We start from the raw sequence: 12,812 nt of genomic DNA on the forward strand, positions 1-12,812 counted from the left end.
GCGCGGGACGACGGTCTAGAACTGCTCGGGGGCCGCGCCGATGCTGGCGACCGGGGCCGCGAGGGCGACGCCGGAGCCGTCGCGCTTCATCCCGGAGTCCGGGAGCGCCGCGACGCTGCCGTCGGCCTCGAGCGCGTGCGCCGGGCCGGGGCCGACCCAGGCGACGCCGAGGGCGGTCTCGCCCTTGAGGAAGCGCTGGGCGCGGACGCCGCCGGTCGCGCGGCCCTTGGGCGGGAACTCCGAGAACGCCGACACCTTGGCGCTGCCGGTGTCGGTGCCGGTGAGGGCCCAGCTGTCGACGGCGACGGTCGCGACGACCGTCTCGTCGCGCTCGGACTCGGGGACGACCGCGAAGGAGACGACCTCGTCGGTCTCGCTGATCTTGACGCCGGCCATGCCCGCCGCGGTCCGGCCCTGCGGACGCACCGCCGAGGCGGAGAAGCGCAGCAGCTGGGCCTCGCCGGTGACGAAGACGAGCTCGTCCTCGTCGGCCGACGGCGCGGCGCCGACGACCGCGTCCTTCGGCCGCAGGGCGATCAGCTCGATGTCCGGGCGGTTGGGCAGGTCGCCCGGGGCGACGCGCTTCACCGTGCCCTGCAGGGTGCCCAGCGCGATCGGGCGCGGATCGTCGAGGGCGACCAGGGCGAGGACGCGCTCGTCCTTCGCGAGGTGGGTCAGATAGTCGCTCATCCGCACGCCCGCGCCGAGCTGCACCGAGGAGGAGGGGACGGACGGGACGTCGACGGGGGAGAAGCGCAGCAGGCGGCCGGCGGTGGTCACCGCGCCGATCTCGGCGCGCGTGGTGGTGTCGATCGTGCTGAGCACCGCGTCGTGCTTGCTGCGGCGGGTCGCGCGCTCGGGGTGCGGCGCGGCCTCCGGGTCGCGGTCGATGCGCACCATCCGCCCGGTGGTGCTCAGCAGCACCCGGCAGGGCAGGTCGGCGATCTCGAGCACGGCGGCGGCCTTCCGGCCGGTCGTGGCGACGGAGGGACGCGCCTCGGTGAGCAGCGTCCGGCGCGGCGTGCCGAGACGCTGCGCCACGTCGTCGAGCTCGTCGGACACGAGTGCCTCGAGGCGGCTGCGGCTGGCCAGCAGCGCCTCGAGCTCGGCGATCTCGGCGAGCAGGGTGTCGCGCTCGGTCTCGAGCTCGATCCGGGAGAACCTCGTCAGGCGGCGCAGCTGCAGCTCGAGGATGTAGTCGGCCTGGATCGTGCTGAGGTCGAAGACCTCGATCAGCCGGGCCCGGGCGGCGGCGGTGTCGTCGCTCGCGCGGATCAGCTGGATGACCTCGTCGATGTCGAGGATCGCGATCAGCAGTCCCTCGACCAGGTGCAGCCGCTCCTGGCGCTTGCGGAGACGGTAGCGGGAGCGGCGGGTCACCACGGTCAGGCGGTGGCCGACGTAGACCTGCAGCAGCTCCTTGAGGCCGAGCGTGCGGGGCTGGCCGTCGACGAGGGCGACGTTGTTGATCGAGAAGGCGTCCTCGAGCGGGGTGTAGCGGTACAGCTGCTCCAGCACCGCCTCCGGGCTGAAGCCGGTCTTGATCCCGATCACGAGGCGGAGGCCGTTGTCGCGGTCGGTGAGATCGGTGACGTCGGCGATCCCGCTCAGCTTCTTGTTCTGGACGCCGTCCTTGATCTTGTCGATGACCTTCTCGGCGCCGACGAGGTAGGGCAGCTCGGTGACGACCAGGCCGGACTTCCGGGCGGTGATGCTCTCGACCGAGACGCGGGCGCGGGTCTTGAAGCTGCCGCGGCCGGTCGCGTAGGCGTCGCGGACGCCGGCGAGCCCGACGATCGTGCCGCCGCTGGGGAAGTCGGGGCCGGGGACGAACGACATCAGATCGTCCAGCGAGGCGTCGGGGTGCGCGATCAGGTGCCGCGCCGCTCCGATCACCTCGATCAGGTTGTGCGGGGCCATGTTGGTCGCCATGCCGACCGCGATGCCGCTCGCGCCGTTGACCAGGAGGTTCGGGAACGCCGCGGGGAGCACCTCGGGCTGGTCGTGCGAGTTGTCGTAGTTGGGGACGAAGTCGACGACGTCCTCGTCGAGGTGCTCGGTCATCGCCGTCGCCGCGGCGGCGAGGCGGGCCTCGGTGTAGCGGGCGGCGGCGGGGCCGTCGTCGAGCGAGCCGAAGTTGCCGTGGCCGTCGACGAGCGGGACCCGGAGCGTGAACGGCTGCGCGAGGCGCACGAGGGAGTCGTAGATGGAGGCGTCGCCGTGCGGGTGCAGCTTGCCCATCACCTCGCCGACGACGCGGGCCGACTTCACGTGGCCGCGATCGGGGCGCAGGCCCATCTCGCTCATCATGTAGAGGATGCGGCGCTGCACCGGCTTCAAGCCGTCGCGGGCGTCGGGCAGGGCGCGGGAGTAGATCACCGAGTAGGCGTACTCGAGGAACGACCCCTCCATCTCGGCCGAGACGTCGACGTCCTCGATGCGCTCGGTCAGGGAGGATCCGGAGGGAGGGGGTGCAGCGTTCATGTCTCACTTCGGTAGCGGGCGCGGGCACGGCGGGGCACGCTCCGCGGAGGGGCGCAGCGTGCGAAACTGGGCGCGATGACCCCCATGCTACCGGCCGTCCCCGCCGGGCGGCGGAGCCTCGCCGACGTCCTCCCCGGCGCTCTCGACGCCCTCCTCGGCCGCCCGGGGACCTTCGGCTCGCCGCGCGTCGAGCGGATCGTCGTCGTCCTCGTCGACGGGCTCGGGGCGGCCAACCTGCGGCAGCGCGCCGGGCACGCCCGCACGCTCGCGCCCGCGCTCACCAAGGCCACGACCCTCGCCTCCGGCTTCCCGACGACGACCGCGGCGGCCCTCGCCAGCCTCACCACGGGCCGGCGCCCGGGGGAGCACGGCATGGTCGGCTACCGCGTGCTCGACCGGGCGCACGACCGCCTGGTGAACCAGCTCTCCGGCTGGGACGACCGGATGGTCCCCGAGCAGTGGCAGCCGCGCCCCACTGTCTTCGAGCGGGCCGTCGAGGCGGGTGTCGCGGCGAGCGTCATCGGCGCCGCCCGCTACGCGCACTCGGGGCTCACCCGCGCGATCCTGCGCGGCGCCGAGTACCGGGTCGCCGGGGGAGTCGCCGAGCGCTTCGCCGCGGCGCGCGATCTGCTCGACCGCGGCGGCCGGCAGCTCGTCTACCTCTACGTCCCCGAGCTCGACATGACCGCGCACGCCCGCGGCTGGGAGTCGCCGGAGTGGACGACGGCACTGGAGCAGCTCGACGGCGAGGTCGCGGCGTTCGTCCGCGGACTCTCCGGGCGCGAGGGCGTGCTCGTCACCGCCGACCATGGCGTGCTGGACGTGCCCGCCTCGTCGCACGTCCTCGTCCGGGAGCCCGCAATGCTCGAGGGTGTCCGCCACCTGGCCGGCGAGCCGCGCTGCCTGCAGCTGCACCTCGAGGCCGGGGTCGATCCCGCGGTGGTCGCGGCGCGCTGGAGCGAGGCGGAGGGCTCCCGCGCCTGGATCGCGACCCGCGACGAGGTCGCGGCGAGCGGCTGGTTCGGCGAGATCGGCGCTCCGGCGGCGGAGCGGATGGGCGACGTCTTCGTCGCCGCCCGCAAGGCGATCGCCTACTACTCGGCGGAGGACGCCTCCGGCCGGTCGATGATCGGTCAGCACGGCTCGCTCACCCCCGAGGAGACCCAGGTGCCGCTGCTCGGCTTCGGCGCGCTCTCCGGGATCTGAGTCCCGGGAGCGCGCTCGCCCGCTCCGTCGTCGACCGGTCAGGCGTCGACCGGTCAGTCGTCGCTGCGGGCCCCGAAGACGATCTCGTCCCAGCTGGGGATGGCGGCACGGCCGCGGCGCATCGAGGTGCGTCCGCTCGCGGCGGGGTGCTCGGCAGCGGGTGCTGCGGGGCGCTCGGGCTCGGGGGCCTTCGGGGCGACGACCGCGGGCGCCTCCGGCTGCGGCTCCTCGCGGACCCGCGCCGAGGAGGCGTGGTCGCGCTCGCCGCGACGGCGCCGGAGCGCGTCGAGGAGGTCGGCCGTGTCGTTGAGGTTGCGCTCGCGCTGCTCGGTCGTGCTGGTCACCGGGCGGGGGAGCGTGGAGACCGGACGCGGCGTGTCCGAGAGGGCCGGCTGCGGCTCGGTGTCGGAGGGCCGGGAGGCGGCGGGACGCGAGTGCGGGAGACGCGAGGGCCCCTGGCGCTCGGAGCCCGCACGCTCGGAGCCCGCACGCTCGGAGCCCGGGCGCTCGGGGCGCGACGGCTCCGCGGGCTTCGCGAACGCGTCGGTGTCGAAGCGGGTCGCCAGCTCGTCGACCGCGGCGGGGATGACGGCGCGCAGGCGCGGGATGAGCGTCGGCCGGATCTCGCCCTGCTGGGAGAGCGTGGTCGCCTCGGCGGTGAGGGGGGAGAGGAGCGCCTTCTTGGGGTCGAAGCGCCAGCGGGCGTCGTGGTCGATCTCGTCGGAGCGGAAGAGCAGCTTGACGACCCAGCCCTCCTCCTCCTTCCAGCTCGACCACTGCTCGCCGTCGGCGCCGAGGGCGCCCAGGCGCTCGCGGATGACGTCGCCGAAGGGCGTGCCCTCCTCGAGCGGGTCGGGGTCGGCGCTGGTGTAGACGCGGACCGCCAGGGCGGAGGCGACGATGTGCTCGCGCTCGGCCGTGACCGGGCCCTCGAAGCGGGCGACGTAGTCGAGGTCGGCGCCGGTGAGCTCGGCGACCTCCTCGGCGGAGAGGCCCGAGCGGATGTGCGACTGGATCTCGCGGGGCGACACGCGCTTCTCCCGCGGGGGCAGCGAGTGCACGCGCGGGCGCAGCTGGCTCTGCAGCGTCTCGTCGATGCGGACGGAGAACCGCTCACCGCCGTCCGAGACGAGGACGAGCGATCCGCTCTCGACGCCGATCACCTTCAGTTCCATCATCGTGCTGGACCTCCTTCTGGCCGCGGACGAGCCCGTGCCTGCCGCGAACCGGCTCAGGATCGCACGCCGACGGGCCGTTCCCCGGGAATACCGCGGGCGGGTCGAAAGTTGGTGCGGAGGAGGGCGCGGCAGCGGCTGTCAAGACGCGTTCGAAGCGGTTTGCGCATCGATACTTCTTGATGCACACTGTCCCCGCCGATTTGTTGAACGACTGAATTTAAGAAGTGGATGGGAATGGCTACGGACTACGACGCCCCCCGCAAGACCGATGACGACTCCGAGTCGATCGAGGCCCTGAAGGAGCGAGTCCCCGACAAGATGTCCGGTGTCGTCGACGTCGATGACGCCGACAACCCGGGCGGATTCGAACTGCCCGGTGCCGATCTGTCCGACCTCGATCTGGACGTCGTGGTCCTTCCGCCGCAGGCGGACGAGTTCACGTGCGTCAGCTGCTTCCTGGTGAAGCACCGCTCGCAGATCGACCACGAGGAGAAGCTCGGCCCGATCTGCCTGGAGTGCGCCGCCTAGGCCTCTCCCGGCTCCGAAAGACCAGCGCCCCGTCGCCGTGATCCCTCCCGGATCGCGGCGACGACGTCGTTGGGGCGCCTGCTCGACAGCAGCCAGTACGGCGTCGGGTCGGCGGGGTCCTCGATCGGGACCCGGACGACGTCGCGAACCCAGCCGCGGATGACGAGGAACGCCCTGGCGTCCAACCGCGGTCCGCGCTGAGCGAACGCCCGCTCGCCGGTGAAGGCGACCGCGTCGCCCACCAGCTCGAGCGGGATGTGCGCGCGGCCGGCCCGCAGCTCGCCGTCGACGACCTCGATGGTCGGCGACGTGGCGAGCAGCGTGCCGACGGTGCCGCCGTAGAGCACCAGCGCGACGAGGAAGCCGACGGGCAGGTTGATCGGCGCGAAGACCAGGATGCTGGCGGGGATCACGAGGGCGGTGGAGACGAAGAGCCAGGGCGCGGGCCACAGCCTCTCTCGGTAGGACGGCATGTCCCTATTGCATCAGACGATTGGTCTACCCTCGTCACGTGAACGAAACCGTCGACGTCCCGATCCGCGCGGACGAGGTCCCGTTCTACGCCCACCCCGGTGACGCCGGAGCCGATCTGCGCTCCACGGAGGAGCTCGTGCTCGCTCCCGGCGAGCGGGCGAGCGTCGGCACCGGGGTCTCGATCGCCCTTCCCGACGGCCACGTCGGCTTCGTCGTGCCGCGCAGCGGGCTGGCCTTCAAGCACGGCCTCACGATCGTGAACGCGCCCGGCACCATCGACGCCGGCTACCGCGGCGAGATCCGCGTGGCCCTCCTGAACACCGACGCCCGCGAGCCGTACCGCATCGCCGCGGGCGACCGGATCGCGCAGCTCGTCATCCTGCCCGTCGTCCGGGCCCGCTTCACCGCCGTCGAGGAGCTGCCGGACTCCGTCCGCGGCACCGGCGGCTTCGGCTCGACCGGCTACGCCACCGCAGCACCAGCAGACGCCCGCACCAACGAGGAGAACGCATGAGCGACATCCAGCCCGCCGGCACCGAGGACGCGGCCGTCGAGACCGCCGCGCAGGACTTCGAGAAGTCCGCGCCCGCCGACCGCGCCGAGGCCGGCCCGCTCGACGAGCGCGAGGCCAACCCGGTCCGCCCCTACATCGACCTCGGCGGAGTGAAGGTGCTGCCCCGCGAGGGCATGCACATCCGCCTCGAGGTCGAGGAGGCGACCAAGCGCGTCATCGCCGTCGGCCTCGACTACGCCGGGTCCACCCTCCAGGTGCAGCCGTTCGCGGCGCCGCGCTCCTCGGGCCTCTGGCACGAGATCCGCGGGCAGATCGCGGAGCAGATCGGCCGCCAGGGCGGCAGCACCGAGGAGCGCGAGGGCGTCTTCGGCCCGGAGATCGTCGCGCAGCTCCCGCTGGCCGGCGGTGGCGTGCGCGTCGCGCGCTTCGTCGGCGTCGACGGTCCGCGCTGGTTCCTCCGCGGCGTCATCGCCGGCGCGGGGGCCACCGACGAGCAGGCCGCGGCCGCCGTCGAGGACCTCTTCCGCAGTGTCGTCGTGGTGCGCGGCTCCGGCCCGATGCCCCCGCGCGACCTCATCCCGCTCAAGATGCCGGACAGCGGCCAGACCCAGCAGAGCGCGAGCTGAGCGGGATGGGCGCCGAGGGCGACCAGCAGCCCGAGCGCGCCGATCAGCCCGAGCGGCCCGAGCGTGCTGTCCAGCCGGAGGTCGGCGACGCGATCGCGAAGGCCGCCCGCCGCTCCGGACTCGGCGTCGTCGCCGACGGCGAGCCGTTCGACGGCCGCGCACTGCTCGGCTCGATGGGCGGCGTCCGCGGCATCCTCGAGGCCGTCGTGCCCGGGGTCGCCTTCGTCCTCCTCTTCACGATCACGGGAGAGCTCGTGCTCTCGCTGGTCGCCTCGGTCGGGATGGCCGTGCTGTTCACCGTCGCGCGGATCCTCGGGCGCACCCCGGTCATCCAGGCGGTCGGCGGTCTGCTCGGCGTCGTGATCTCGGCCGCCCTCGCGCTGATCACCGGCCGCGCGGTCGACAACTTCGTGCCCGGTCTGATCACCAACCTCGTCTACGGTCTCGTCTTCCTGGTGTCGGTGCTCGCGCGCTGGCCCCTGATCGGCGTCGCGGCCGGCTACCTGATGGGCGACGGCACGGCCTGGCGGAACGACCGCCGGAAGCGCCGGCTCTTCTCGCTGCTGACGCTCGCCTGGGCGGCCCTGTTCTTCGTCCGGCTCGCGGTGCAGTACCCGCTCTTCCTCGCCGGCGACGCCACGGCCCTGGGCACCTGGAAGCTCGTGCTCGGCCTGCCCCTCTATGCGCCGCTGCTGGTGCTCACCGTCCTGGCCGTGCGCGCGGAGTACCGCGGCGCGGCGGAGCGGGACGAGGCGGCTCCGCCCGCCGAACGCGCGTAGAGTTGTCTCGACGTCAAGATAAATAGTTAGGTCCTCCTTGGTGGCGGGGCGCTGTGCGCGGTCGCCAAGATGGAGACGGATATGTGGGTGCGCCCGTCGGCGGAGCCCACGTCAGCGAAGGAGAGGGCGACGTGTCCGCGGTAGACAGCTTTGGATCGAAAGACAACCTGAAGGTCGGCTCGACCGACTACGAGGTGTTCCGCATCGACCGGGTCCCCGGTCACGAGAAGCTCCCGTTCAGCCTGAAGGTGCTGCTCGAGAACCTGCTCCGCACGGAGGACGGCGCCAACATCACGGCCGATCACATCCGCGCCCTGGGCGAGTGGGTCCCGGAGTCGGAGCCCGACACCGAGATCCAGTTCACGCCCGCGCGCGTCGTGATGCAGGACTTCACCGGCGTGCCCTGCATCGTCGACCTCGCCACCATGCGCGAGGCCGTCGCGGCCCTCGGCGGCGACGCCAACAAGATCAACCCGCTCGCGCCCGCCGAGATGGTCATCGACCACTCGGTCATCGCGGACCTCTTCGGCACCGCCGACGCCCTCGAGCGCAACGTCGAGCTCGAGTACGAGCGGAACGGCGAGCGCTACCAGTTCCTCCGCTGGGGCCAGACCGCGTTCGACGACTTCAAGGTCGTCCCGCCCGGAACCGGCATCGTCCACCAGGTCAACATCGAGTACCTGGCCCGCGTCACGATGACCCGCGAGGTCGGCGGCGTCCTCCGCGCCTACCCCGACACCTGCGTCGGCACCGACTCGCACACCACCATGGTGAACGGTCTCGGCGTGCTCGGCTGGGGCGTCGGCGGCATCGAGGCCGAGGCGGCCATGCTCGGCCAGCCCGTGTCGATGCTCATCCCCAAGGTCGTCGGCTTCAAGCTCGCCGGGGCGATCCCGGCCGGTGTGACCGCGACCGACGTCGTCCTCACGATCACCGAGATGCTGCGCAAGCACGGCGTCGTCGGCAAGTTCGTCGAGTTCTACGGCGCCGGCGTCGCCCAGGTGCCGCTCGCCAACCGCGCGACCATCGGCAACATGAGCCCCGAGTTCGGCTCGACCGCCGCGATGTTCCCCATCGACGACGTGACCCTCGACTACCTGCGCCTCACCGGCCGCAGCGACGAGCAGATCGCCCTGGTCGAGCAGTACTCCAAGCTGCAGAAGCTCTGGCACGACCCCGCGGTCGAGCCGGTCTTCAGCGAGTACCTCGAGCTGGACCTCAGCACGGTCGTCCCCTCGATCGCCGGGCCGAAGCGCCCGCAGGACCGCATCGAGCTCACCTCGGCGAAGACGCAGTTCGAGTCGGACCTGAACAACTACACCGACGTCACTCACGACATCGTCGACCTCACCCTCGCCGAGTCGTTCCCCGCGTCGGACCCGGGCGAGCTCCAGCCGCAGGACGAGTACAGCTCGCACTCGCACACCCACCGCTCGCACGCGCCGACCACCGCGTCGAAGCCGACGACCGTCGAGCTGGGCGAGGGCCACGAGAGCTTCACCATCGACCACGGCGCCGTCGCGATCGCCGCGATCACCTCCTGCACCAACACGTCGAACCCGTCGGTGATGCTCGCGGCCGGCCTGCTGGCCCGCAACGCCGCGCAGAAGGGCCTCAAGGCCAAGCCGTGGGTCAAGACCACGCTGGCGCCGGGCTCGAAGGTCGTCACCGACTACTACGAGAAGGCCGGGCTCACCGAGTCGCTCGAGGCCCTCGGCTTCTTCACCGTCGGCTACGGCTGCACCACCTGCATCGGCAACTCCGGCCCGCTGCTCGAGGAGATCTCGACCGCGGTGCAGGAGAACGACCTCGCCGTCACGGCCGTCCTCTCGGGCAACCGCAACTTCGAGGGCCGCATCAACCCCGACGTGAAGATGAACTACCTGGCGAGCCCGCCGCTCGTCATCGCCTACGCGCTCGCCGGCTCGATGAACTTCGACTTCGAGGTCGACGCCCTGGGCACCGACACCGACGGCAACGACGTCTTCCTCAAGGACATCTGGCCCGACGCGGCCGAGGTGCAGGCGACGATCGACTCCTCGATCGACAAGTCGATGTTCGACACGCAGTACGCCGGCGTGTTCGACGGCGACGAGCGCTGGCGCTCGCTGCAGACCCCCGAGGGCTCGATCTTCGAGTGGGACGAGGACTCCACCTACGTGCGGAAGCCCCCGTACTTCGACGGCATGACGATGGAGACGACCCCGGTCACCGACATCGCCGACGCCCGCGTGCTCGCCAAGCTGGGCGACTCGGTCACCACCGACCACATCAGCCCCGCCGGCTCGATCAAGGCGGACAGCCCCGCCGGCCAGTACCTCGCCGAGCACAGCGTGGACCGCAAGGACTACAACTCCTACGGCTCGCGCCGCGGCAACCACGAGGTGATGATCCGCGGCACGTTCGCGAACATCCGCCTGCGCAACCAGCTCCTGGACAACGTGGAGGGCGGCTACACCCGCGACTTCACGCAGGAGGGCGGCCCGCAGTCGTTCATCTACGACGCGTCGCAGAACTACCAGGCGCAGGGCACCCCGCTGGTGATCCTCGGCGGCAAGGAGTACGGCTCCGGCTCGTCGCGCGACTGGGCGGCGAAGGGCACCAGCCTCCTGGGCGTCAAGGCGGTCATCGTCGAGAGCTTCGAGCGGATCCACCGCTCGAACCTGATCGGCATGGGCGTCGTTCCGCTGCAGTTCCCGCAGGGCGAGACCTGGGCCTCGCTCGGGCTCGACGGGACGGAGTCGATCAGCATCTCGGGCATCGAGGCGCTGAACGAGGGCGTGACCCCGAAGACGGTCCACGTCGTCGCCTCGCCGACCTCCGACTCGCCCGAGGGCAAGCAGCCGATCGAGTTCGACGCGGTCGTCCGCATCGACACCCCCGGTGAGGCGGACTACTACCGCAACGGCGGGATCCTGCAGTACGTGCTGCGCTCCCTGGTCTGATTCCGAGCAGATCTGCGCGCCTCCCTGCAAGCCGGGGAGGCGCGCACCTGTTCCACCGGACCCCGTGCGTAGACTCGGGAGACGTCCACACCCCTCAGACATCCCCCGGAAAGGCGGCGCGAATGGCTGTTCTCGAGACCATCTCCGGACCGCGCGACCTCGACCGCCTGACCCGGACCGAGCTCGAGACGCTGGCGCTGGAGATCCGCGACTTCCTCGTGCGCGAGGTGTCCAAGACCGGCGGCCACCTCGGTCCCAACCTCGGCGTCGTCGAGACGACCATCGCGATCCACCGGGTCTTCGACTCGCCGCACGACGCGATCATCTTCGACACGGGGCACCAGTCCTACGTGCACAAGCTGCTGACCGGGCGCCAGGACTTCTCCGGCCTCCGCCAGCGCGGCGGACTCGCCGGCTACCCGCAGCGCTCCGAGTCGCCGCACGACATCGTCGAGAGCTCGCACGCGTCCAGCTCGCTGTCCTGGGCGGACGGCATCTCCCGCGCCTTCACGATGACCGGGCAGACCGACCGCCACGTGGTCGCCGTCGTCGGCGACGGCGCGCTCACCGGTGGGATGACCTGGGAGGCGCTGAACAACATCAGCGACGACAACTCCCGCGGGCTCGTCATCGTCGTCAACGACAACGGCCGCTCCTACGCCCCGACCATCGGCGGCATGGCGCGCTTCCTCAACGGCGTCCGCACCCGGCGCACCTACCGCACGCTGCACCGCGGCTCCCGCGCCGTCTCCGAGCGCCTGGGCGGCCCCGCGGCGGCGGTCTACCGCGGTGTGCGCGGCGGCCTGCACGGCTTCCTCAGCCGCTTCATCAACAACGAGGCGCTCTACTCCAACCTCGACATCAAGTACCTCGGCCCGATCGACGGACACGACCTCACCGCGATGGAGGAGGCGCTCCAGCAGGCCAAGGACTACGGCACGCCCGTGATCGTGCACGCGATCACGCAGAAGGGCAAGGGCTTCGAGCCCGCCGTCCAGGACCTCGCCGACCAGTTCCACGCGGTCGGCCAGATCGATCCCGAGACCGGCGAGCCGCTGAGCGCGAGCGGCGCCCGCTCCTGGACCTCGGTCTTCGCGGAGGAGATCGTCACCCTCGCGGACGAGGACCCGACGATCGTCGGCATCACCGCCGCGATGCTCCGCCCGGTCGGCCTCGACCGCCTCGCCGAGAAGTACCCGGACCGGGTGTTCGACGTCGGCATCGCCGAGCAGCACGCCGTGACCTCCGCCGCAGGCCTCGCCTTCGGCGGTCTGCACCCGGTCGTCGCGCTCTACGCGACCTTCGTGAACCGCGCCTTCGACCAGGTGCTGATGGACGTGGCGCTGCACCGCGCCGGCGTCACCTTCGTGCTCGACCGCGCCGGGGTCACCGGCCCCGACGGCCCGAGCCACCACGGCATGTGGGACCTCGCGATCCTCCAGGTCGTCCCGAACATCCGCCTCGCCGCGCCCCGCGACTCCGTCCGGCTGCGCGAGGAGCTGCGGGAGGCCGTGGGTGTGAAGGACGCCCCGACGGTCGTGCGCTTCTCCAAGGGCAACGTCGGCGACGAGATCGACGCGCTCGAGCGCCTCGACGACGGCGTGGACGTGCTGCTGCGCTCGGAGCGCCAGGACGTGCTGATCGTGACCGTCGGCCCGATGGCCGCGATGGGCCTCGACGTCGCGCAGCGGCTCGCCGCGCAGGGCATCGGCGCCACCGTCGTCGACCCGCGCTGGGTCGTGCCGGTGCCGCGCAGCGTCATCGACCTCGCGGCCGAGCACCGCCTCGTGATCTCGATCGAGGACGGCGTCCGCGTCGGCGGCATCGGCACCCGGATCCGCCAGGACCTCCGCGAGGCCGGCGTCGACACGGCCGTCACCGAGCTGGGGCTGCCGGACCAGTTCCTCGACCACGCCAAGCGCGAGGAGATCCTCGAGGACGTCGGACTGACTCCGCAGCACATCGCCCGCGACGTCGTCGCCCAGGTGCTCGGCAGCAAGATCCCGGTCGCGCGCCCGCTGCCCGAAGAGGTCGCGGCGCACGACGACGCGCGCAAGGACTGAGCGCTCGAGGACTGA

Annotated in this window: 10 protein-coding genes; 7 read left to right on the top strand and 3 right to left on the bottom strand. The window is 71.9% G+C overall.

Annotated elements, in window-relative coordinates; all coding sequences use genetic code 11:
- Nucleotides 1-15: 15 nt before the first annotated feature.
- Nucleotides 16-2,484, bottom strand: coding sequence for a DNA topoisomerase (ATP-hydrolyzing) subunit A (locus EDF45_RS15725; RefSeq protein ID WP_123736940.1), 2,469 nt, complete (start codon nt 2,482-2,484; stop codon nt 16-18).
- Nucleotides 2,485-2,559: 75 nt separating this feature from the next.
- Here EDF45_RS15725 and EDF45_RS15730 point away from each other — a divergent pair, with 75 nt between their 5' ends.
- Entirely contained in the window at nt 2,560-3,690 is a 1,131-nt protein-coding gene (locus tag EDF45_RS15730) for an alkaline phosphatase family protein (RefSeq protein ID WP_185020217.1), read from the top strand.
- Between the two features lie 53 nt (nt 3,691-3,743).
- Here EDF45_RS15730 and sepH read toward each other — a convergent pair whose 3' ends face one another.
- Nucleotides 3,744-4,868 carry a septation protein SepH gene (gene sepH, locus EDF45_RS15735; RefSeq protein WP_123736941.1) on the bottom strand — a complete coding sequence of 375 codons (1,125 nt, stop codon included), beginning with the start codon at nt 4,866-4,868 and terminating at the stop codon, nt 3,744-3,746.
- Nucleotides 4,869-5,102: 234 nt separating this feature from the next.
- Between sepH and EDF45_RS15740 the strand changes: the two genes are divergently transcribed.
- On the top strand, nt 5,103-5,396 hold the full coding sequence (locus tag EDF45_RS15740) for a DUF4193 domain-containing protein (RefSeq protein WP_055792269.1): 294 nt from the start codon (nt 5,103-5,105) through the stop codon (nt 5,394-5,396).
- Here EDF45_RS15740 and EDF45_RS15745 read toward each other — a convergent pair.
- On the bottom strand, nt 5,393-5,869 hold the full coding sequence (locus EDF45_RS15745) for a DUF3093 domain-containing protein (RefSeq protein ID WP_123736942.1): 477 nt from the start codon (nt 5,867-5,869) through the stop codon (nt 5,393-5,395). The genes EDF45_RS15740 and EDF45_RS15745 overlap by 4 nt on opposite strands.
- Before the next feature lie 38 nt (nt 5,870-5,907).
- Between EDF45_RS15745 and dut the strand changes: the two genes are divergently transcribed.
- From dut to dxs, 5 genes are all read left to right on the top strand, one after another.
- Nucleotides 5,908-6,384: a dUTP diphosphatase gene (gene dut / locus EDF45_RS15750; protein WP_123445857.1), complete on the top strand. Its 477-nt coding sequence runs from the start codon at nt 5,908-5,910 to the stop codon at nt 6,382-6,384.
- Nucleotides 6,381-7,010, top strand: a complete 630-nt coding sequence (locus EDF45_RS15755) for a DUF3710 domain-containing protein (protein ID WP_123445858.1) — start codon at nt 6,381-6,383, stop codon at nt 7,008-7,010. The genes dut and EDF45_RS15755 overlap by 4 nt, the downstream gene beginning before the upstream one ends.
- Nucleotides 7,011-7,015: 5 nt before the next feature.
- The gene (locus EDF45_RS15760) at nt 7,016-7,789 is read left to right on the top strand and encodes a DUF3159 domain-containing protein (RefSeq protein ID WP_123736943.1); all 774 of its coding nucleotides are present in this window, start codon (nt 7,016-7,018) and stop codon (nt 7,787-7,789) included.
- Nucleotides 7,790-7,920: 131 nt separating this feature from the next.
- On the top strand, nt 7,921-10,734 hold the full coding sequence (gene acnA, locus EDF45_RS15765) for an aconitate hydratase AcnA (RefSeq protein ID WP_123736944.1): 2,814 nt from the start codon (nt 7,921-7,923) through the stop codon (nt 10,732-10,734).
- A 122-nt stretch (nt 10,735-10,856) separates the two neighbouring features.
- Nucleotides 10,857-12,797, top strand: a complete 1,941-nt coding sequence (gene dxs, locus EDF45_RS15770; protein ID WP_123703583.1) for a 1-deoxy-D-xylulose-5-phosphate synthase — start codon at nt 10,857-10,859, stop codon at nt 12,795-12,797.
- The last annotated feature ends 15 nt before the right edge of the window (nt 12,798-12,812 follow it).

The organism is Rathayibacter sp. PhB186 (genome assembly GCF_003751825.1).
GTDB lineage: Bacteria > Actinomycetota > Actinomycetes > Actinomycetales > Microbacteriaceae > Rathayibacter > Rathayibacter festucae.

What these genes read in the sequence shown, in the direction of transcription:
- EDF45_RS15740 (WP_055792269.1), top strand. Translation starts at nt 5,103, where the DNA reads ATGGCTACGGACTACGACGCCCCCCGCAAGACCGATGACGACTCCGAG.
- EDF45_RS15730 (WP_185020217.1), top strand. Translation starts at nt 2,560, where the DNA reads ATGACCCCCATGCTACCGGCCGTCCCCGCCGGGCGGCGGAGCCTCGCC.
- sepH (WP_123736941.1), bottom strand. Translation starts at nt 4,868, where the DNA reads ATGATGGAACTGAAGGTGATCGGCGTCGAGAGCGGATCGCTCGTCCTC.
- EDF45_RS15745 (WP_123736942.1), bottom strand. Translation starts at nt 5,869, where the DNA reads ATGCCGTCCTACCGAGAGAGGCTGTGGCCCGCGCCCTGGCTCTTCGTC.
- EDF45_RS15760 (WP_123736943.1), top strand. Translation starts at nt 7,016, where the DNA reads ATGGGCGCCGAGGGCGACCAGCAGCCCGAGCGCGCCGATCAGCCCGAG.
- EDF45_RS15755 (WP_123445858.1), top strand. Translation starts at nt 6,381, where the DNA reads ATGAGCGACATCCAGCCCGCCGGCACCGAGGACGCGGCCGTCGAGACC.
- EDF45_RS15725 (WP_123736940.1), bottom strand. Translation starts at nt 2,484, where the DNA reads ATGAACGCTGCACCCCCTCCCTCCGGATCCTCCCTGACCGAGCGCATC.
- dxs (WP_123703583.1), top strand. Translation starts at nt 10,857, where the DNA reads ATGGCTGTTCTCGAGACCATCTCCGGACCGCGCGACCTCGACCGCCTG.